Below are 21,081 nucleotides of genomic sequence, written 5' to 3' on the forward strand. Positions count from 1 at the left end.
TACATTTAAATCGTATTATTTTTATAGAAAGATTAAATGTTAATTAATTACATTTAAAACGGTATGGAGGGGTAGAAGTATGTTTCAAGGGAAATTAAGGAGTAGTAGTTTAAAAACAAAGTTACTTGTATCATTTATTATTATTTTAATTCTTCCAAGTATTGTAATTGGTTGGACGTCTTATCAACAGGCGAAGACGAATTTTAATGAAACGATTTTAAACTCGGCGAAAGATAATATAAAAATTTTGGATAATGTAATTAATAAAGAATTGGATAGTAAAAAAGTAGATGCAACTTATTTTACGAAATTATTCACACAATCAAGTTACCACGCAGATCAAATTCAAAACATACAAAATAAACTAGAAGAATACAATAAACTGCATCCAGAAATGGAAGCAATCTATACAGGATCTGGTAATGGACAGTTCATTCAATCACCAGCTATTCAGATGCCAGATGGATATAATCCTACAGAAAGAGATTGGTATAAAGAGGCCGTGAAGAAAAGTGGAGAGGTAATTGTAACTGCTCCATATAAGTCAAAAACGACAGGGAATATTGTTATTACACTAGCAAAACAAAACGAGGATAAAAGTGGAGTTCTTGGGATTGACTTAATCATTAATAATATTGTTACTACTTCCAAGATGGTTAATATTGGTAAGGAAGGATATGTAGCGATATTTGATCAAGATAAAAATGTAGTAGCGCACCCGAAAATGAAGCCAGGAGAGAAATTAGAAGAGAAACTTAGTAAAGAATTGTATAAACAGGAAGCTGGGGATTTTCATTATTCATTAGATGGTGAAGATCGCAATATCACTTTTAAAACGAATAAGAAAACTGGGTGGAAAATAGCAGGAATTATGCCTTCCAAAGAAATTATCGAAGCGGCTGAACCTATTTTCTATAAAACAGTAACTGTTCTTGGAATTTCACTAATAATCGGTGGGATTGTAATTTACTTCATAATTGCGTCTATTATTAAACCGTTAAAACAACTTGTCATATCATCGAAGAAGATTAGTGAAGGTGATTTAACAGAATCAATTACAGTTCATTCTAAAGATGAAATTGGACAGCTAGGAGAAAGTTTTAACGAGATGGCTGCATCGTTACAAAGTGTCATTTCCAATATAAACACTTCAGCAAGTCATGTAGCGGCATCTTCAGAAGAATTAACAGCTAGTATGAAGCAGACAAGCGAAGCAACGGAACAAATTACACAGGCGATAGAGCAAGTATCAAGTGGTGCAGAAATACAAACGAAAGAAGTTGAAGAAGGAGCAACATTGTTAGAAGAAGTTACAGAAGGAATTCAGCGTGTTGCAGATAGTTCTTCATTAGTATCTACAGCCTCTATGTATACGAAGAAAAAAGCTGAAAATGGTGGGAAGTTAGTTGAACAAACTGTGAATCAAATGCAATTAATTCATGAGTCTGTTTCACAGTCAGACAAAATCATTGGTTTGTTAGACGATAAGTCGAAACAAATTGGAGCAATCCTTGAAGTGATTCAACATATTGCAGAACAGACAAATTTATTAGCGTTAAATGCGGCAATTGAGGCTGCGAGAGCTGGAGAGCAAGGAAGAGGATTTGCAATTGTAGCAGATGAAGTGCGAAAGCTAGCAGAACAATCAGGACAGTCTTCTACGGAAATTGGGAAACTAGTGAAAGAGATTCAATTTGATATAAAAGAAACAGTAAGCTCTATGAATCAAGTTGGAGCAGAAGTACAATCAGGACTTGTAGTTGCAAATGAAACGAAGCAAAGCTTTGCCGAAATATTGAAGTCTACAAATGATACAGTTGTACAAATTGATAGCATGGTAGATGTAGCAAAACAAATGACGGTAGATGCAAAACAAGTAAGTGCATCTATTAATGAAATTGCAGCTACAATTGAAGAAAATGCAGCAAGCGTTCAAAATATTGCTGGTTCTTCAGAAGAACAATTAGCTTCAGTAGATGAAATAAATGCAGCAGCAGTCCATTTATCACAAATGGCAGAAGAATTACAAGAGATGATTAGTAAGTTTAAAGTGTAATAACAAATATTAAGAAACGAGGTAATAATTTTACTTCGTTTCTTTTTTTATGAAGAGAAAAATAAAGAAATATAGAGTAACCGTGTTATGATTAAGTATAATTAAAGAGACTGTATATTCTTTAAATTCTATCTTTAATCATGTTAGGGGAATGGTTTTGAAATTAAAAAAATTAAAACTCCAACCGAGAATTACATTAACTATTAGTACACTTATTTTAGTGGTACTTCTGCTAACGAGTTATTTATTTTATTACATATTATCTGAAACGGTAGAAGAGCAAATTGGGAAACGGGCTTTGCATGTTGCGAAAACAGTTGCCGCGATACCAGAAATTCAGGAAGCTTTTCAAAAAGAAAATCCAGCTTCTATTATTCAGCCAATCGCAGAAAAAATTCGAATGGATACAGAGGCTGACTTCATTGTAGTTGGAAACAAAGAGGGGATTCGTTATGCGCATCCTGAGCGAGATAAAATAGGAGAAAAAATGGTTGGCGGAGATAATAAAGGCGTTTTATTAGAAGGAAAATCATATGTTTCGAAAGCAACTGGATCATTAGGCCCTTCATTACGCGGAAAAGTTCCAATCCGTAATCAGGAAAATGAAATCATTGGTGTGGTGTCTGTTGGATTTTCAATGGCTGATATTCATGGAGCGGTAGAAGTGTATGGAAAGCGTGTATTTTGGATTACAATAATAGGGCTATTAATTGGAGTAATCGGCTCTATATATTTAGCGGCAAGTATAAAAAGAATGATGTTCGGGATGGAACCAGAAGAAATTTCATCTTTATATGAAGAGCATAGTACAGTGATTCAATCTGTACGTGAAGGGATTATTGTAATCGATAAAAATGGCATGATTAGTTTAGTCAATCAAGCAGCTTATGATATTCTTTCGCTAGATAAACAACAAAATATTATTGGGGAATTTATTTTAAATGTAATTCCTAATTCAACGATACTAGATGTACTTCAAACTGGTGAAGAACAGTTTGATCGCCAATTAAATATAAAAGGACAGGCTGTTATTGCGAACCGTCTACCTATTAAAGTAAAGAATAAAGTAACTGGTGTTGTATCGAGCTTACGTTTGAAATCTGAAATGGATCAGTTAACAGCAGAATTATCTCAGACGAAGCAATATACAGAGGCATTACGAGCGCAAGCGCACGAATATAATAATTTATTGTATACGCTTTCAGGTCTTATTCAATTAGAATCATACGAAGATGCTTTAGAGCTTATTCATAAGGAAACAGCGGTATATCAAGATTTTGTTCAATTTATTATGAAGCGGATTCAAAATCCATGGCTAGGTGGAATTTTAATTGGATTTTATAATAGAGCACGAGAGTTGAAGATTGATTTTATGCTAGATAGAGAAAGTGGTTTAGAAAAATTAAGTCCACATATTGAGAGTAATTATGTCGTTTCTATTTTAGGAAATTTAATTACGAATGCATTTGAAGCAATTGAAAAAAATGAAGAGAATGATAAGAAAGTAAGGATGTTTGTAACTGATATTGGAGAAGAAATATTAATTGAAGTGGAAGATTCAGGGCAAGGGATTCATGATGAAATAATTACTAGCATATTCTATAAAGGCTTTTCGACGAAAGAAGGAGGAGAGCGAGGATATGGATTAGCAAAAGTGAAAGAGTTAGTAGAAGATTTAAATGGAAGTATTGCAATTGAAAAAGGGGATTTAGGTGGTGCGTTATTTATTATTGCACTACCGAAAGAGAGAGGCGAATAGTAATGGGTGAGGAGATTGAAGTATTAATTGTAGAAGATGATATTCGGATTGCTGACATTCATCGTCGTTTTACTGAGAAAATTGAGGGATTTAAAGTAATTGGAACGGCAACGACTGGAGAACAAGCGAAAGAATGGCTAGAGCTTGTGAAGCCACAGCTTGTTTTATTAGATGTGTACTTACCTGATATGCAAGGAACGGAACTTGTCACATATATTAGGCATCATTTGCACGATACAGATATTATTATGATTACAGCGGCATCGGAAACAGATGTAGTGAGGCACGCCCTGCGGGGCGGAGTAACAGATTATATCGTAAAGCCACTAATGTTTGATCGATTTAAAGCAAGTCTGGAAGGCTATCAAAAAAAGATTATACAGTTAAAGAAAAATAATCAATTATCTACGGAGCAAATTGAATATTTATGGTCTCAAAGAGGGGTGAAGGGAGATCAAATAGAATATGCCCCGAAAGGGATAGATCCTTTAACTTTAGCGAAAATAAAAAAGCATATGTTAACAGTTAATGAAGAAGGGATTACAGCAGAGGTGCTAAGTTCAATGGTAGGCGTAAGCCGATCAACGGCAAGGCGTTATTTAGAGTATTTGATATCTGGGAAGAAAGTCCACGCAGAGCTAATATATGGAAGTGTTGGGAGACCCGAGAGACGTTATTTTCTTGTTTCTTCATAATAAAAAACAGTAGAGGATTTTATTCCTTCTACTGTTTTTTTGCATCTTATATTGGAATAATCCCAATTACAATTCCGGTAATTAACATAACCATTGTCGTTCCAACGGCCCACAATAAAGTGAAGCGTTGATGTTCACCGAAATCAACTTTTGCCATTCCGACCAATAAATAAGTGGAAGCGACAAGAGGACTTAATAAGTGAACGGGTTGCCCAAGTAAGGAAGCGCGTCCCATTTCAGCTGCACTAATTCCGTAAGTAGCAGCAGCTTTCGTCAAAATAGGTAATACCCCGAAGTAAAATGCATCATTAGACATGAAAAATGTGAATGGCATACTGAGAAGTGCTGTAATAATTGGCAATTGTGGTCCAAGTGCATCTGGTATAAGAGTTACTACACTGTTAGCCATTGCATCTACCATTTTTGTTCCAGATAAAATACCAGTGAAAATACCGGCAGCAAATACGAGAGAAACAACTGCTAATACATTCCCAGCATGAGAAGCAATACGTTCTTTCTGTTGCTCTAAGTTTGGATAGTTAATCATAACAGCGATAGCAAAAGCGACTGTAAATAAAACAGGTAATGGCATAACTTCTAGTATGAGACAGACAAGTAATGTGGCGGTTAATAAAAAGTTAATCCATAGAAGTTTAGGGCGTTTATGCACTGCTGCTTCGACAGTTGCAGCTTGCTCATCCATTGTTTGCATTTGTTTTAAATACTGTACATCCATAATTCCTAAACGTTTTCTTTCTTTTTTTCCAAGATAGTAGGCAACGAAAACAACCCAAATTGCACCAGCAATCATTCCTGGAATAAGAGGTGTAAATAATTCGGAAGCCTCAAGCCCAAGTGCGCTCATAACACGAGCTGTGGGTCCACCCCAAGGTGTAAGATTTGTTACCCCTGCCCCTAACATAACAACTCCAGCTAATATGAGGGGGTTCATTCCAAGGCGCTTATATAGTGGATACATTGCGGAAACTGTAATCATGTATGTTGTTGTACCATCACCATCTAGAGAAACGATAATAGTTAATATAGCCGTTCCGACAACGATTTTTAAAGGATCTCCTTTTACAAATTTTAAAATCTTACTAATGACAGGATCGAATAAACCGCTATCAATCATAATCCCAAAATATAAAATAGCGAACATAAGCATAATACCAGTAGGTGCTAATTTTTGGATCCCCTCTAACATCATAGGTCCCATATCGGCATAGAATCCGCCAATTAATGCAAAAACACTCGGAATTAATATTAATGCTACTAGCGCTGACATACGTTTCGTCATAATTAAAAACATAAAGACAAATACCATCGCAAATCCAAGTAGTGCTAACATGTAATTTCCCCCTCAAAAGAATGATTGCGCTTTCAAAATAGAATAAAAATTCAGAAAAAGGTTTTTTATTTATAATAAAAGCATCTATTCAAATGGTAAATAATTTGAAAAATAACATCATTAGAAGCATAATTTTTATTTTGTTCATTTTGTTCACGGTAGTTAATTTGAATTTTTAAAAAGTAAGCTGCTTCTCGTAAGAATGGTAGAATAAGATGAAAATAGTGAAGTGTGAAATAGGGAGTAGATGTTATATGAAAACGAGAATTGAAGAGATTTATAGCTCTTATGAAGGAAAAGTAGAGGAGATTTTTATTAATGAATCTTCTTACGTATATGAATGGGAAAAATTACTGATGATCCGAAAAAATGACGGTGAGCTTAAAAAAATTGCAGTCGGGATTAGTGGAAATATAAGATTGGTAAATGTAGAAGTTGGACAGGAAATTAGTGCGGATACATTATTAGTTAAATTAGAAGATGATTTGTTAATTACAGGTTGCGAGTGATGAGAGATGTGTAGAAATAACTACACATCTTTTTTTGTTTCCTATATTACAAAAAGCACATTGTTTTTTCACAAATCTCACACAACCTTTTGGTATTCTTTTCGTGGAGTATACGGTTTCTAGGGAGGAATATTGATGAAAGTAAAATATGTCGTACTTGCTATATGTTTATGTTTCGTATTTACGGTAGTCGGGTGTGGGAAAAAGGAAACAGCAGCTGTTGCCATTGATGAGAAACATGATAAATGTGATATTTGCCAAATTGGGGTAACAGATAATCAATTTGCAACAGAAATTATTTTAGAAAATGGAAAAGCGTTAAAGTTTGATGATATCGGTTGTATGTATAAATGGATGGAGATCAACTCAGATGAAAAGACGAAAGAGAAATTTGTCCGAGATTATGATTCGAAAGATTGGATTTCGTTAGAAGACGCTACTTACGTATATGATAAAACAATAACGACACCGATGGCTTATAATGTCATTTCATTTAAAAATAAAAAAGATGCAGAGAGCTTTGTATCTAACTATAAGGGGAAAGTTCTTTCGTATAAAGAGCTAGCAGAGCATAAATGGGAAATGAATAAAGAGATGATGGGGAAACCGAAAGCAGGAAATCATGGTGGACATCATTAATAGAAAAAGACAACTATGTAGTTGTCTTTTTCTATTATTACTCAGGTGCAAATATAGAAAAGGTGTAAAATTTTTAGCAGAACGGTTACAATGGAATATAGTAACCTAAAGCAATCATTTATGTACTTTTTAGAAATGTATACAAATGCGGTAAAAACGTGCTAAACTAATTGCTTCATAATGTTAATGATGGGGCCATCAGGCGTATCATTTCAATAGGTTGAGAAACATAGTATAAGCTTAAGATAATCCGATTAAAGAAGGAATCTAAAGGGCTTATGGATAAATGTACTCAAGAAGAGTTATTGTATGTGATGGAGGAATGGTTAAGAAAACATTATCTTTCATAGGAGCTGTAGTTGTGAGAAAACAAAAAATTTTATTATGTATTTTATTAGGACTTTTAATGACGGTAGTGGCTTGCGATAAGCAAGAAGAACCAGAATCGAAACCGGTTCATGTGAAAAATGAGAAGAAAAAAGAGAAGCATAAAGAACAGGAAGAATCTAAAGAAGAGAAAAGTATAAATTTAATGGACAAACAGTTGTTACTTTCAGCTACTCTTGGAGACACAGAGACAGCTATGAAGTTGATTCAGGATGGAGCGAATATAAACGTAGAAGGTGACAACGGAGAAACGCCTGTCCTTGCAGCGACGTACCAAAATCATGTAGAGACAGTTAAAGCATTAATTGGTGCAGGTGCTAATATTGAAATTAAAGATGAGAAAAAAAGTAATCCACTTCTTTATGCAAGTAGAGAAGGATATACGGATATTGTAAAAGTATTAATTAATGCAGGAGTTAATACGAAAGAAACGACTAGGTCAGGTGGGACAGCACTTATTTCTGCATCTGAGCGTGGCCATGTAGAGGTTGTTAAAGAATTATTAGAGCATACAGATATTGATGTGAATTATAAAAATGAACGTGGTGGAACAGCGTTATTAGAAGCAATTGTATTAGGAAATGGTAGTGAAAACCATAAGAAAGTAATTCAATTACTTATTGATCACGGTGCAGATGTAAACATGGCTAACAAGGAACATCTGACGCCACTGCAATACGCTGAAAAAAGAGGTTTTAAAGATATTGTAAATATGTTGAGGGTAGCTGGAGCGAATGAAGTAGTACAGCCACAACAACCAGTAGAGTAAAAAACGAAAAATAATCCCATTTAGATAGACAGAATGAAGAAATCAGTTAGTATGATGGATTCAGTAATGTGTATTTGAATGGGATTTTTATTTTGAACATGAAAAATAGATTATGAATGGATGGTAAATGGAGTAAATAAGGAGGCAACCTTATTTGGCAATTGTAAAAAATGAAAAAGTAGTTTCTGTTTGTTGCAGTGCCAGAAGTACGCCCGTAGCTGCTGAGGCAAGTGTGGAAACTTTAGCGGAGTTTCAAGGGAACGGATATGGTACTGATGTTGTTACAGCCTGGGCCATATCAATACAAGAGAAAAGGCGCATTCCACTTTATAGTACTGCTTGGGATAACTTTAGTTTGCAAGCAGTGGCAAGCAAACTAAAAATCATTAACTATGGAATGGATTTACATATTGATTGAATTTTAAGTATTGTTTCGTTCTATTTATTTATATTTTAATATCTAGATTAATGTAAATAATGATATGGTGAATATTAACATTCGATTAACACCTAATTAACAATCTATCAAAACTGACTTAATAAATGCGTAATATAGTAAAGGTAACAAAATAACTAGGGTAGAGAACATTTGAGAACACCCACTTACATATAATGTGCCACTTTCTTAGGTGTGCTCTATTCCCTAGAGTTCAAATAAGGAGAAAGGCGTTCTATGTAAGTAGGTGTTTTTAGTTTGGATAAAAATAGAACAGTTAGGTGGAATAAATGTTTAAAGAACCTTATATTGCGATGATAAAGGATTGGAAAGGATACAAAGCATACAAAAAATTGCCGAAAACAGTTTTTCTTATGACTGGTTCAATGCTGGAATTACCAGAGCGTGTATATGAATTGCAGAAACATGGACATGATGTATTTCTTCATTGTGATTTTATACAAGGCTTAAATACGAATACAGAGGAAGCGCTTTTGTATATTCAAGATGTTATCGGGGCACAAGGTATTATTTCAACAAAGGGTTCAACAATTCGAAATGCTAATAAAATTGGATTGAAAACAATTCAACGTATTTTTATTGTAGATACTTTATCTCTTACTAAATCAATTGAAAATTGTAAAACGACTAAACCAAATGCAGTAGAGATTATGCCGGGGATTATGCCTTCTATTATTAAGCAGCTAGTAGAGGAAATAGAGTTTCCTATTATTGCAGGAGGGCTGATTCAAACGCGAGAAGATGCGGAAATTGCAATTCGTGCAGGAGCAAGTGCGATTTCAACAAGTCATTATGAAGTATGGATACAAGAAGAAAAAAGGAGTGCAACCTTGTGATTGAATTGAAAAATGTTTCAAAGGTATATAAAAATGCAGAAGAGACAGCGGTTAAAGGCATATCGGTTCATATTAAGAAGGGTGAATTTTTTGTTTTAGTTGGACCTTCGGGATGCGGGAAAAGCACATTATTACGAATGATCGCTGGCTTAGAAGAGATTTCTTCAGGAGATTTAATTATTAATGAGCGTGTTGCAAATGATCTAGAGCCGAAAGACCGTAATCTATCAATGGTATTTCAAAATTATGCATTATATCCACACTTATCTGTAGAAGAAAATATTTTATTTGGACTTAAGGTAAGAAAAGTACAAAAAGAAGAGCGACAAAAGCGATTAATGGAAGCTATTGAAATGGTAGGACTGAAAGAGTATGTGAAAATGAAACCAGGCCAATTATCAGGCGGACAAAGACAGCGTGTTGCACTTGCCAGGGCAATTGTGAGTCAAGCGCCAATCTGTTTAATGGATGAACCACTTTCGAATTTGGATGCGAAATTACGTGCGCAAATGAGAATTGAAATTAGAGAAATTCAGCAGCGATTAGGAATTACGATGATTTACGTTACCCACGATCAAATAGAAGCGATGACTATGGGTGATCGTATCATGGTTTTAAATAAAGGAAGTATACAGCAAGTTGGAACACCACTTAACATATATAACGAACCAGCAAACGAATTTGTTGCAAGCTTTATAGGTTCTCCTTCTATGAATATAAATGATGGGGAAGTAAATAAAGAAAAAGGTGTATTACATATAGGACAATTGCAAATTCCATTATCTATTAGACAGTTAAAGCAATTACCAGAAGGAACAATTCGCATAGGCATGCGCCCTGAGCATATTGCACTGTCTGAGGAGGGACAAGAAGTGACGTTGCAATCTGTAGAAGTATTAGGGAATGAATCTATATTGAACTTTGCGGTAAATGGAACAACTTGGAGTGCGAAAGTTATCGGACAGTTACTCCTGAACAAAGGTGACAAAGTAAAATTATTATTCTCGCAAGAAAAGTTATGCTTCTTTAACGAAAACACGAATGAACGCTTAAAAGTGGTAGCTGAAGAAGAGTTGAAAGTGGTGGCGAAATAATGATCGAAGTAAGTAAGTTACCAGTTCAAACAAAGGTGTCAAAAAAGAAAAAATTATGGGAGAGAACGAAAGATTTAAGAATAGGATTATTGTTTTTGGCGCCATCTATTTTGCTATTTTCGATTTTTCTGTTCTATCCATTGTTTAGGACGATTTATTATAGTTTTTATTTAACCGATATACATGGAGAAGCTAATCTTTTCGTTGGCTTAGAAAATTATCAATATTTATTCTCTGATCCAGCCTTCTACAAAAGTATAAAATCAACTTTATTATTTGTTTTATATACAGTTCCTACGAGTATTATATTTGCTTTGTTTCTTGCATTGATTGCAAATGGAAAGGTAAGAGGTATTGGGTTATTCCGAGTTCTGTTTTCTTCGACGATGGGAATATCAGTAGCTGCTAGTGCAGTGATTTGGCTATTTTTATTTCATCCAAGTGTAGGATTATTTAATAATATATTAGCCTCTATGAACCTTCCTGCAATCGCATGGTTAACGAGTCCGGACTGGGCACTATTCTCTGTATCAGTTACAACAGTTTGGGTGAATACAGGTTTTGCATTTTTAGTTATATTAGGTGGTTTACAAAATATTGATACGTCTTTATATGAGAGTGCATCTATAGATGGTGCTAGTTATTTATATAAGCTTCGCCGTGTTACATTACCGATGCTATCACCAACTTTATTCTTTATTGTAACAGTAACATTAATTAGTGCGTTCCAAAGCTTTGGACAAATTGATATTTTAACGCACGGTGGACCAAATGATGCAACGAATTTAATTGTGTACTCGATTTACAAAGAGGCGTTTGTGAATCATCAATTTGGAACAGCAAGTGCACAAGCGATGGTATTATTTGTTTTCATTTTCGTTGCTACATTACTTCAATTTAAGTTTGCTGAGAGAAAGGTGCATTATAAATGATTGTTAAACAGTGGAAACAAAATTTCCTATTATACATGCTACTCATTATTAGTGCAGTGATGGTATTTTTTCCTGTACTGTATGCATTTTTAATAAGCTTTATGACACCAGACGATATTCAAATGAGAAGGTTATTTCCGACCCAGTTTACTTTTGATAATTTCATTAATATTTTTCAAAAAGTACCGCTTTTTACATACTTATATAACAGTTTAATTGTATCGACAGTCGTTATGATTGGACAACTTATCGTATCAAGTTTAGCAGCTTATGCTTTTGTTTTTCTTCAGTTTAAAGGGAGAAACTTAATTTTCTTCCTGTTTATTTCAACGATGCTTATTCCGTGGGAAGCAACGATGGTGCCTAACTTTTTAACGATTCAAAACTTTGGCTGGATCAATAGTTTCGCCGGGATGACAGTGCCGTTTTTTGCAACAGCTTTCGGTATTTTCTTGTTACGTCAACATTTTATGACACTCCCGAATGAACTGAAAGAAGCTGCTTTTATTGAAGGGATTGGAAATATAAGATTTTTATTCAGCGTTGTAATACCGTATTGTAAAACGAGTTTTATTACGCTTGGAGTATATAGCTTTTTAACAACATGGAATATGTATTTATGGCCACTTTTAGTGACCACTGATGAAAAAGTAAGAACAGTGCAAATCGGTGTAAAGCAGCTTCAGTCTCAAGAAGTTGCAACTGATTGGGGAAGCGTAATGGCCGGTGTTACGGTTATCGTTATTCCAACATTGATTTTACTATTTTTAGGGCAAAAGCAATTACAACAAGGATTAACAAAAGGTGCAATTAAATAACTAAGAGAAGGTGAGATTTAAATGAGTCTAGTTAAAAAAGGTGCTGCTCTATTAATGGTAGCAACAATGGTATTATCTAGTGCAGCTTGTTCAAATAGTAAAACAGAGGGAAAACCTGAAGTACAGGCAAAAGTAGCACCTGTTGAAAAAAATGGTGATAAAACTGTAATTCGCTTCTGGCATGCGATGGGTGGAAAAACACAAGGAGTATTAGATGGTCTTGTTGCAGACTATAATAAGTCGCAAAATAAATATGAGATAAAGGCAGAGTTCCAAGGGACATATGAAGAGTCTTTAACGAAATTTAGAACGATGTCTGCAACGAAAGAAGCGCCAGCTCTTGTTCAATCGAGTGAAATTACAACGAAATATATGATTGATAGCAAAAAAATCACACCAATTGATAGCTGGATAAAAAAAGATAAGTACGATACGTCAAAATTAGAAAAAGCAATTACAAATTATTATTCAGTTGATGGAAAAATGTATTCTATGCCATTTAATTCATCTACACCAGTATTAATTTATAATAAAGATGCTTTTGCAAAGGCGGGCTTAGATCCAGAGAAAGCTCCAAAAACATATGCGGAATTACAAGAAGCAGCGAAAAAGTTAACGATTAAAGAAGGCGGAAATGTAAAACAATATGGATTCTCCATGCTTAACTACGGTTGGTTCTTTGAAGAATTGTTAGCGACACAAGGTGCTTTATATGTAGATAACGAAAACGGCCGTAAAGATGCTGCAAAGAAGGCGGTATTTAACGGTAAAGAAGGACAGAAAGTATTTGGAATGTTAGATGATTTAAATAAAGCTGGCGCACTTGGAAAGTATGGAGCAAGTTGGGATGATATTCGTGCCGCGTTCCAATCTGGACAAGTTGCTATGTATTTAGATTCTTCAGCAGGTGTTCGTGATTTAATCGATGCATCTAAGTTTAATGTAGGTGTTTCATATATTCCGTATCCTGAGGATTCGAAACAAAATGGTGTTGTTATTGGTGGAGCATCATTATGGATGACGAATATGGTTTCAGAAGAAACGCAACAAGGTGCTTGGGACTTTATGAAATATTTAACGAAGCCAGACGTACAAGCAAAATGGCATACTGCAACAGGTTATTTCTCAATTAATCCAGATGCATATAATGAGCCATTAGTAAAAGAGCAATATGAAAAATATCCACAGTTGAAAGTAACAGTAGATCAATTGCAAGCGACGAAGCAATCTCCAGCAACACAAGGGGCTTTAATTAGTGTATTCTCAGAATCACGAGATGCAGTTGTAAAAGCATTAGAAGCGATGTATGACGGGAAGAATAGTAAAGAAGCGTTAGATGAAGCTGCCAAAGCAACAGATAGAGCAATTAGCATTTCAGCTCGTACGAGTCAAAAATAAGAGAAAGCCGTATCCTTAAAAGGGATACGGCTTTCTTTATAGGGAGATAAGGGATCAAAGAAATGATGAAGTCTTATCTCTTTTATATGAGTAAAGGGTCTAGAGTGAATGTTGTCCTTTTCATTATTTATTTAACTCCATTGCGACTTGTTTACCATTTACGAAAACCTCTACTACCGCTACTACAACGTCCATTACTTTTTTCATCTCTCATCTCTCCTTATTTTTTGTTTCATTTCTTACTCTCAGTATAAGGAAATACAGTAATTACAACTATCGAATTGGATGACAAGAGACTTACATTGTTGTAAGGATAATAGTTTAGTTTGTAATAAAGTGAAACTGTAATCAGTGGGGGGCTTACTGCCCGTTAATGCGGGATTTTAATTCTGAACTTTCTGTCGTTTTGAACTATAATTAGAAAGAGGGGGGGATAATATGAAAAGAATTCTTGTTATTAGTGATATTCATGGAGAGATAGAAAAGTTCGAACATTTATTGGAAGAAGCTCAATATGATGCGAAACAGGATCAATTAATCTTACTGGGAGATTATGTAGATCGTGGTCCAAATGCGCGTGCTGTAATTGAAAAGGTAAGAGAATTGAAAAAAGAGGGAGCACTCATTTTAAAAGGAAATCATGAAGATATGATGATTAAGGCGTTAACGACAAATGAGGAACGTTCATGGAACCATTGGGTAAAAAGAAATGGTGGAGATAAGACATTATATAGCTATGGATTTGTAGAAGAAGATATTGCGGTTAATGAGAAAGACTTCCAAAAACCGATTTTACACTCTCGTGTATTAGAGGAACATATAAAGTTTATTCAAGAATTAGATCATTACATTGAAACAGAAGAGTATATATTTGTACATGCTGGGGTTGAACCGATGAAACGAGTTTCTGAATCTGAACCATATACATTAATGTGGATCCGTAATGAATTTCATAATGGATATAGCGGTGAAAAGGTTATTGTATTTGGGCATACGGAAACAAAAACGCTTCATGGTAGTGAGGATTGCGGAGTGTATTTTGGTAGTAATCGTATTATTGGGATTGATGGCGGGGCTGTGTATGGCGGTCAGCTAAATTGTTTAGAGTTGCCGAGTAAAAAGGTATATGTAATAAAAAATTGAAAGAGATAAGAGGAATCTTATTTCTTTCAATTTTTTATTAAGCTAAATTTAAGACAAAGTTTTTATAATAAAACTTCAAAATTTTAGAAGGAAATAGTTAAAAATGAAATTACGTAATGTAACTACATTCTTTTGTTATGAAGAGAAGAAATGTAATAATAAATAGAATTGAACTATTTGATGGAAGGTGAGAGCATGCGTTTACTTGTAGTAGAAGATAATGCTTCGTTATTAGAGTCTATCGTACAAATTTTACGTGATGAATTTGAAGTAGATACGGCAATAAATGGAGAAGATGGATTGTTTTTAGCTCTTCAAAATATATATGATGCAATTTTGCTGGATGTGATGATGCCAGGGATGGACGGATTTGAAGTGATTCAAAAAATACGAGATGAAAAGATTGAAACACCAGTCCTGTTTTTGACAGCGAGAGATTCTTTAGAAGATCGGGTGAAGGGATTGGACTTTGGTGGAGATGACTATATTGTTAAGCCATTTCAGGCCCCTGAATTAAAAGCGAGAATTCGTGCTTTACTACGCAGAAGTGGTAGTTTAACAACGCAGCAAACAATTCGCTATAAAGGCATTGAATTGTTCGGAAAAGATAAAGATGTTCAAGTAGATGGAAAAGGTATGAAGTTATCATTAAAACAATATGAGCTTCTAGAGTACCTTGTTCAAAATAGCGGAAAGATTTTAATGCGTGAACAAATTTTTGATCGTGTTTGGGGATTTGATTCAGATACGACAGTAGCGATTGTAGAAGTGTATGTGCATCATTTACGTAAAAAATTAGAGCCATTCGGTTATCAGAAAGATATTCAAACCGTTCGAGGTATTGGATATATATTAAAAGAACAATGAAAAAAGGAAGTATGTTTCAAAAAACACGCATTCGTTTGACTATAGTGAACTCATTAGTATTTATTCTATTAATAGGTATATTAGGCAGTATTATTTATTCGTACACATACAAGCGTATTTATAGTGAAGTAGATCAATCTATAAAAATGATAGCTCAGTATAGAGAAAAATTAGATGTTAAAGTACCACCAAGAAAACGCATGGAGAATATCCAAATTGGAGATCCGCGAGTAACTAGAATAACTTGGAATGGGAAAATAGTGAAAATAGAGGGCGATAACCGTAAATTCCGTTCTATTTTTGAAGAGAATTTGGAAAGTTTTTCTCCCGAAAAATTAGAGGAGTTACAAGATATTGAAGTACAAGGACGATATTTTAGAGCATTTTCGCTTCAAAAAGATGGAGAAATAGTTCAAATCGTGCGAGATATAACAGCGGAAGAAGGAATGTTAAATACTTTATTTTTAATTCTTGTTATAGGTTGTAGTATAGGAAGCCTCTGTGCGATAGGTATTGGCTTTTTCCTAGCTGGTAGAGCACTTGTACCTATTCAAAGTTCATGGGAGAAACAGCAACAATTCGTTTCTGATGCATCACATGAACTCAGGACACCACTTGCAGTTATTCAATCAAAAACGGATGTTTTATTCCAGTCACCATCCGCTACGATAGAAGAAAAAGCGATGGATATTTCTACAATTTCAAAAGAATGTAGGCGGTTATCGAAACTCGTTAGTAATTTATTATTGCTAGCACGTTCTGATTCTAATCAAATTGAGATGGATAAGAAAATATTTGAACTTGATAAATTGTTAGAAGAAATAGTAGCTCCATATAAAGAGATTGCTTCTTATCAAGAAAAAGAAATGATGCTAAAAGTAGAACGTGGTGTATCTTTTATGGGGGATAGAGAGCGGATTCATCAAATGATGGTCATACTGTTAGATAATGCGATGAAGTATACAAACGAAGGTGGGCATATTCAAATTGATTGCACGCAAACGAGTAGTTCAATTCGCATACAGGTGAAAGATGACGGGATAGGAGTGAAAGAAGAAGATATTCCGAAATTATTTGATCGTTTTTATCAAGGGGATAAAGCAAGAAGTACGTCAGAAGGAGCTGGATTAGGTCTTTCAATCGCAAATTGGATTGTAGAAAAGCATTACGGAAAAATATCAGTAGAGAGCAAATGGGGAGATGGCACTTGTTTTGAAGTGATTTTCCCTAAAAATCAAAAAATATAAGTAAGAAGACGACCTTGTTTTTACAAGGTCGTCTTTTTTTAAGGGAAAGTTAAGAAACTATTTATATTATGTATGGCATAAAGAAAGTTCGTTACATGAAGAAGAGATTAGGTGTATGTGAGTGGGGTTTATCAATCATAATGTTATCTCAAGCAGCGATGAGATGTATGTATAGTATTAAAAAAACTAGGGGAATGATGGGAAAGAAAGTATAAGAGGGAGGAATTAATTTTGAAAAAGAAAATGATGACGGTATTCACTATTGGAGTAATGAGTTTAAGTATATTAGGGGGGGCCTCTCCTTCTGAAACACAAAAAGGAAAGACAGATTACACGCAGCGCAGTAAAGAACAATTGAACAATGGTAAGATACATGCAGTGCATACAGAAGAAAAAGCAGAGAAACTAGGTATTGAAACGGAAGGAAAAGAACAAATTACACTAGAAAAAGAAATTCATGAAACAGAAGTAGGAAGGGAAGCAGAGCAGTTAGGCATATCGATTGAAGGAAAAGATGTTGGGATGCTGTCAGAAGAAATCTATGAAACAAAAGTAAAGCAAGAAGCGTTAAAGCTAGGTATATCTATAGAGAATACATCAATTGTAGATTTAATTACTCAAATTAATGCGATTAAAATTAAAGATGAAGCAGATAAATTAGGTATTTCGACAGATGGAAAAGAAATCGAAGACATCGCGGAAGAAATCTACGGAAAGAAAGTAAGAGAAGAAGCAGGAAAGTTAGATATTTCTCAAAAAGGAAAAGAAATTGAAGAGTTAGCACAAGAAGTGTACGAACAAAAAGTACAAGAAGAAGCAAAAAAACATCATATTGATTTGTATGGTAAAGATATATATCAAATATTAAGAGAAATTAATGAACAAAAGGTGCTACAAATGGCAGATGAGCTTAATATGGATAAAATGAATATGAATATTCAAGAGTTAGCGGAAAAGATAAAAAAAGATCAGCCTGAAAAAGGAAAAGAACTAAATTTTGTACCGATGGTACGAACGGATGCTGACGCATTTTATTCTTATTTAACGAATTAATAAGGGTGTGAAAGCGATAAGAAAATTGAAGTGGTATATATGTACAGCTTTACTAGGTGCAGCAATATGGAGTGTATATACAAATGGAATTCCAAAGTATGTAGAGAAGTTAACATTCTCAAATATACAAAGAGGAAAAGAAACGGAGTTTAGTAATAACGATGAAAAAGTCATCTTAGCAAATGTTCCCTTAATTCAGCAGTTACCAGAATTGGATAGAGGCTGTGAAGTGACGAGCTTAGCGATGATGTTACAATACGCTGGTGTTTCAGTGGATAAGATGACATTAGCAAATGAAATAAAAAAAGTTGATTTTATAGACGATGGTGTGCGCGGGAATCCGAATGAAGGATTTGTAGGTAATATTTATACATTTTCTGAATCGGGATATGGTGTATATCATGGGCCACTTTTTCAGTTAGCGGAAAAATATTTACCTAATAAAGCTGTAGACTTAACAGGGAAGAATATAGAAGAAATTTATAAGAGTATAAAAGCAGGGCAACCTGTAGTCATGATCACAAATGCAACATTTGCACCATTAGATGAAGCTGAATTTACTACATGGGAAACAAATAGTGGAGATGTTTCTATTACGTATAATGAACATTGTGTTGTACTTATTGGGTATGATCAGGAATCTGTATATATTCGAGATCCACTTGAGGATAGCTTAGATGTAAAAGTACCGAGAGAAACCTTTGAACAGGCATGGGTACAAATGGGAAGTCAGGCAATTAGTTATGTAAAGAGCGCTAAATAAATTAGGACGAAGAGTTTTAGTAATATGACTATAAGGCGAAGGGTAAAGATTTGAGGATTATAAGAGAAGTTTTATAGAGTAGAAGCTGTTAAGAAATAAGAGAACTTTAGCATATATAATGCTAAAGTTCTCTTATTTTTATGATTAAAATACGTATAAGGAGTGGATATGCAAAAATGCATAATTGACGAAAAAATTACATATTATCATTATATATTGTTTTATATATATTAATTGTATAAAATGACACAAGTATCCACATTACATAAAGGAGGCTTATTATGCAAAAAATATTTAACTGGGTTAAATGTATGAGTATCAATAAAAAATTAATCATTTCATTTTTTATTATTTTAACTATACCAGGAATTATTATCGGTGGTGTTTCATATCAAACTGCCAAAACAAATTTTGAGCATCAAATGACAGATAAGGCAAAGGAGAATATTTCGATTTTAAATACTGTTATTTCTCAAAATATAGAAGAGAAATTTGTTGATGCGACGTACTTTGCAGACATCTTAACAGAGGATACATATCTAAATGGACAAGAAGAAATAGTAAGAACGAAGTTAGCACAATATATAAAGCTTCATCCAGAAGTAGAAGGTATTTATATTGGAACAGAGACGGGAAAGTTTATAAGAGAACCATTTATTCAAATGGCTGATGGGTATAATCCAACAGATAGATCTTGGTATAAAGAAGCACATGAAAATAAAGGGAAAGTAATTGTTACTGCGCCATATCAGTCAGCATCTACAAAAAATATGGTAGTGACGATTGCGAAAGAAGTAAAAGATGGTAAAGGTGTTATAGGAATTAATTTAAATTTAGATAACATCTTAAAAATTTCCAAAATGATTAACATTGGTGAAAAAGGTTATGCAGTTATTTTAGATCAAAATAAGCAAATTGTTAGTCATCCATCTAGAAAACCAGGTGCAAAAGTTACTGATCCTTGGATTAAACCAATTTATGAAGATAAACAAGGAAATGTGTCTTATACAGAACAAGATGATAAAAAGAATTTAATCTTTGCAACAAATGAGAAAACGGGCTGGAAAGTAGTTGGTGTTATGTTCGATGAAGAAATTACCCAAGCTGCCAGTCCAGTGTTTTATAAGACTTTGATTGTCATTGCTATCGCTATTGCATTTGGTAGTATATTAATTTATTTCATTACAAAGTCTATTACAAGGCCATTACGAAAAATAGCTGAATCGGCATATAAAATTAGTAAGGGAGATTTAACAGAGAAAATTACAATCCATTCCAAGGATGACATAGGGAAATTAGGGAATTCATTTAATGAAATGTCTACGTCTTTACAAGATGTTATTACCCAAATTAGCTTTTCAGCAGAACATGTTGCAGCATCGGCAGAAGAGTTAACAGCGAGCGTACAGCAAGCAAATGATGCGACAGATCAAATTACAATTGCAATGGAACAAGTATCAGGTGGGGCTGAATCACAAAGTCAAGGTGTTGAAGAAGGTGCGGCTACATTGCAACAAGTAAATACAGCAATTCAAGATGTAACTGGAAGCGCAGAGTCAATTTCTATTTCCTCATTACATGCGCGAGAAAGAGCTGAAGAGGGAGAAGATTTAGTTGAACAAACTGCAAAACAAATGCAGTCTATTTCTAGGTCGGTATCCGAGTCAGATGCTATTATTAAACTGCTTGATGAGAAATCAAAGCAAGTAGGAGCTATTTCTGAAGCAATTCAAAACATCGCAACTCAAACAAACTTATTAGCTTTAAATGCGGCTATTGAAGCAGCAAGAGCAGGTGAACAGGGGCGAGGATTTGCTATTGTAGCAGATGAGGTTAGAAAATTAGCAGAGCAATCAGGAGAGTCATCTGGAGAGATTGCAAATTTAATTGCAGAAATTAAGGCGGATATTGAACATACTGTTAAGGCGATGGATAATGTGAATGGAGAAGTTCAACAGGGCCTTGATGTTGTAACAAAAACGAAAGTAAGTTTTACGGAAATTTTAAGTTCTACTACACATATTGTTTCTCAAGTTAATCAAATGGTAGAAACAACGAAGAGAATTGCTGGGGATGCAAATGAAGTGACAAATGCTATTGATGAAATTGCAGCTGCTGCAGAAGAAAATACAGCTAGTATGCAAAGTGTTGCAGCTTCAACAGAAGAACAGGTTAATTCCATGGAGGAAATTAGTTCAGCTTCGCAAAACTTAGCTGAGATGGCAGAAGAACTACAAGCGATGACTAGTAAATTTAAAGTATAATAACAGCAGATAAGTAAGGTGAAAATAATATCACCTTACTTATT

The 21,081-nt window shown here is 34.3% G+C and carries 18 protein-coding genes and 3 pseudogenes; 20 read left to right on the forward strand and 1 reads right to left on the reverse strand.

From position 1 onward, the window contains the following. Positions 1-79: 79 nt before the first annotated feature. From ACUL40_RS22600 to ACUL40_RS22615, 4 genes and pseudogenes are all read left to right on the forward strand, one after another. A pseudogene (locus tag ACUL40_RS22600) lies at positions 80-1,114 on the forward strand (HAMP domain-containing protein); the annotation flags it as partial. Between the two features lie 81 nt (positions 1,115-1,195). Continuing rightward, the gene (locus ACUL40_RS22605) at positions 1,196-2,056 is read left to right on the forward strand and encodes a methyl-accepting chemotaxis protein (RefSeq protein WP_370622813.1); all 861 of its coding nucleotides are present in this window, start codon (positions 1,196-1,198) and stop codon (positions 2,054-2,056) included. 151 nt (positions 2,057-2,207) lie between these two features. Continuing rightward, a complete protein-coding gene (locus ACUL40_RS22610) occupies positions 2,208-3,815 on the forward strand; it encodes an ATP-binding protein (protein ID WP_002025277.1) in 1,608 nt (535 codons plus the stop codon). 2 nt (positions 3,816-3,817) lie between these two features. Beyond that, positions 3,818-4,510, forward strand: a complete 693-nt coding sequence (locus ACUL40_RS22615; protein ID WP_000503461.1) for a response regulator — start codon at positions 3,818-3,820, stop codon at positions 4,508-4,510. Between the two features lie 46 nt (positions 4,511-4,556). Here ACUL40_RS22615 and ACUL40_RS22620 read toward each other — a convergent pair whose 3' ends face one another. Continuing rightward, on the reverse strand, positions 4,557-5,861 hold the full coding sequence (locus ACUL40_RS22620) for a CitMHS family transporter (RefSeq protein WP_000880464.1): 1,305 nt from the start codon (positions 5,859-5,861) through the stop codon (positions 4,557-4,559). A gap of 254 nt (positions 5,862-6,115) precedes the next feature. Between ACUL40_RS22620 and ACUL40_RS22625 the strand changes: the two genes are divergently transcribed. The 16 genes and pseudogenes from ACUL40_RS22625 (at position 6,116) to ACUL40_RS22700 (ending at position 21,037) form a co-directional block, all read left to right on the forward strand. Continuing rightward, positions 6,116-6,370 carry a hypothetical protein gene (locus tag ACUL40_RS22625; protein WP_000857376.1) on the forward strand — a complete coding sequence of 85 codons (255 nt, stop codon included), beginning with the start codon at positions 6,116-6,118 and terminating at the stop codon, positions 6,368-6,370. A 135-nt stretch (positions 6,371-6,505) separates the two neighbouring features. Then, the gene (locus tag ACUL40_RS22630; protein ID WP_000865665.1) at positions 6,506-7,009 is read left to right on the forward strand and encodes a nitrous oxide reductase accessory protein NosL; all 504 of its coding nucleotides are present in this window, start codon (positions 6,506-6,508) and stop codon (positions 7,007-7,009) included. A gap of 286 nt (positions 7,010-7,295) precedes the next feature. Next, complete coding sequence (locus ACUL40_RS22635; protein ID WP_000287336.1) at positions 7,296-8,165, forward strand: ankyrin repeat domain-containing protein; 870 nt, start codon at positions 7,296-7,298, stop codon at positions 8,163-8,165. A gap of 142 nt (positions 8,166-8,307) precedes the next feature. Next, positions 8,308-8,583, forward strand: a pseudogene (locus tag ACUL40_RS22640) (GNAT family N-acetyltransferase); the annotation flags it as partial. Positions 8,584-8,891: 308 nt separating this feature from the next. Then, the gene (locus tag ACUL40_RS22645) at positions 8,892-9,458 is read left to right on the forward strand and encodes a glycerol-3-phosphate responsive antiterminator (protein WP_000472003.1); all 567 of its coding nucleotides are present in this window, start codon (positions 8,892-8,894) and stop codon (positions 9,456-9,458) included. After that, positions 9,455-10,552 (forward strand): ABC transporter ATP-binding protein, encoded by a 1,098-nt coding sequence (locus tag ACUL40_RS22650; RefSeq protein WP_000571372.1) that lies wholly within the window; start codon positions 9,455-9,457, stop codon positions 10,550-10,552. Before ACUL40_RS22645 ends, ACUL40_RS22650 begins: the two co-directional genes overlap by 4 nt. Continuing rightward, a complete protein-coding gene (locus ACUL40_RS22655) occupies positions 10,552-11,484 on the forward strand; it encodes a carbohydrate ABC transporter permease (protein WP_000573797.1) in 933 nt (310 codons plus the stop codon). The genes ACUL40_RS22650 and ACUL40_RS22655 overlap by 1 nt, the downstream gene beginning before the upstream one ends. Beyond that, positions 11,481-12,302: a carbohydrate ABC transporter permease gene (locus ACUL40_RS22660; protein WP_000635946.1), complete on the forward strand. Its 822-nt coding sequence runs from the start codon at positions 11,481-11,483 to the stop codon at positions 12,300-12,302. Before ACUL40_RS22655 ends, ACUL40_RS22660 begins: the two co-directional genes overlap by 4 nt. Positions 12,303-12,323: 21 nt before the next feature. Next, positions 12,324-13,700: an ABC transporter substrate-binding protein gene (locus ACUL40_RS22665; protein WP_445423115.1), complete on the forward strand. Its 1,377-nt coding sequence runs from the start codon at positions 12,324-12,326 to the stop codon at positions 13,698-13,700. A 438-nt stretch (positions 13,701-14,138) separates the two neighbouring features. Beyond that, a complete protein-coding gene (locus ACUL40_RS22670) occupies positions 14,139-14,843 on the forward strand; it encodes a metallophosphoesterase family protein (protein ID WP_000821952.1) in 705 nt (234 codons plus the stop codon). A 195-nt stretch (positions 14,844-15,038) separates the two neighbouring features. Then, on the forward strand, positions 15,039-15,710 hold the full coding sequence (locus ACUL40_RS22675) for a response regulator transcription factor (protein ID WP_001238621.1): 672 nt from the start codon (positions 15,039-15,041) through the stop codon (positions 15,708-15,710). Further along, entirely contained in the window at positions 15,707-16,957 is a 1,251-nt protein-coding gene (locus ACUL40_RS22680) for a sensor histidine kinase (protein ID WP_000715835.1), read from the forward strand. The genes ACUL40_RS22675 and ACUL40_RS22680 overlap by 4 nt, the downstream gene beginning before the upstream one ends. Before the next feature lie 231 nt (positions 16,958-17,188). Further along, positions 17,189-18,010 (forward strand): hypothetical protein, encoded by an 822-nt coding sequence (locus tag ACUL40_RS22685; protein WP_000728585.1) that lies wholly within the window; start codon positions 17,189-17,191, stop codon positions 18,008-18,010. 7 nt (positions 18,011-18,017) lie between these two features. Beyond that, entirely contained in the window at positions 18,018-18,773 is a 756-nt protein-coding gene (locus ACUL40_RS22690) for a C39 family peptidase (RefSeq protein WP_033689701.1), read from the forward strand. Positions 18,774-19,195: 422 nt separating this feature from the next. Continuing rightward, positions 19,196-20,098 (forward strand): annotated as a pseudogene (locus ACUL40_RS22695) (cache domain-containing protein); the annotation flags it as partial. Between the two features lie 120 nt (positions 20,099-20,218). After that, positions 20,219-21,037 carry a methyl-accepting chemotaxis protein gene (locus tag ACUL40_RS22700; RefSeq protein ID WP_432804035.1) on the forward strand — a complete coding sequence of 273 codons (819 nt, stop codon included), beginning with the start codon at positions 20,219-20,221 and terminating at the stop codon, positions 21,035-21,037. Positions 21,038-21,081 lie beyond the last annotated feature (44 nt).

The organism is Bacillus sp. KNSH39 (assembly GCF_052656585.1).

Bases quoted from the DNA above. Each gene is read 5' to 3' on its own strand.
- ACUL40_RS22605 (WP_370622813.1), top strand. From the start codon at position 1,196: ATGAAGCAGACAAGCGAAGCAACGGAACAAATTACACAGGCGATAGAG.
- ACUL40_RS22610 (WP_002025277.1), top strand. From the start codon at position 2,208: ATGGTTTTGAAATTAAAAAAATTAAAACTCCAACCGAGAATTACATTA.
- ACUL40_RS22615 (WP_000503461.1), top strand. From the start codon at position 3,818: ATGGGTGAGGAGATTGAAGTATTAATTGTAGAAGATGATATTCGGATT.
- ACUL40_RS22620 (WP_000880464.1), bottom strand. From the start codon at position 5,861: ATGTTAGCACTACTTGGATTTGCGATGGTATTTGTCTTTATGTTTTTA.
- ACUL40_RS22625 (WP_000857376.1), top strand. From the start codon at position 6,116: ATGAAAACGAGAATTGAAGAGATTTATAGCTCTTATGAAGGAAAAGTA.
- ACUL40_RS22630 (WP_000865665.1), top strand. From the start codon at position 6,506: ATGAAAGTAAAATATGTCGTACTTGCTATATGTTTATGTTTCGTATTT.
- ACUL40_RS22635 (WP_000287336.1), top strand. From the start codon at position 7,296: ATGTACTCAAGAAGAGTTATTGTATGTGATGGAGGAATGGTTAAGAAA.
- ACUL40_RS22645 (WP_000472003.1), top strand. From the start codon at position 8,892: ATGTTTAAAGAACCTTATATTGCGATGATAAAGGATTGGAAAGGATAC.
- ACUL40_RS22655 (WP_000573797.1), top strand. From the start codon at position 10,552: ATGATCGAAGTAAGTAAGTTACCAGTTCAAACAAAGGTGTCAAAAAAG.
- ACUL40_RS22660 (WP_000635946.1), top strand. From the start codon at position 11,481: ATGATTGTTAAACAGTGGAAACAAAATTTCCTATTATACATGCTACTC.
- ACUL40_RS22665 (WP_445423115.1), top strand. From the start codon at position 12,324: ATGAGTCTAGTTAAAAAAGGTGCTGCTCTATTAATGGTAGCAACAATG.
- ACUL40_RS22670 (WP_000821952.1), top strand. From the start codon at position 14,139: ATGAAAAGAATTCTTGTTATTAGTGATATTCATGGAGAGATAGAAAAG.
- ACUL40_RS22675 (WP_001238621.1), top strand. From the start codon at position 15,039: ATGCGTTTACTTGTAGTAGAAGATAATGCTTCGTTATTAGAGTCTATC.
- ACUL40_RS22680 (WP_000715835.1), top strand. From the start codon at position 15,707: ATGAAAAAAGGAAGTATGTTTCAAAAAACACGCATTCGTTTGACTATA.
- ACUL40_RS22700 (WP_432804035.1), top strand. From the start codon at position 20,219: ATGGAACAAGTATCAGGTGGGGCTGAATCACAAAGTCAAGGTGTTGAA.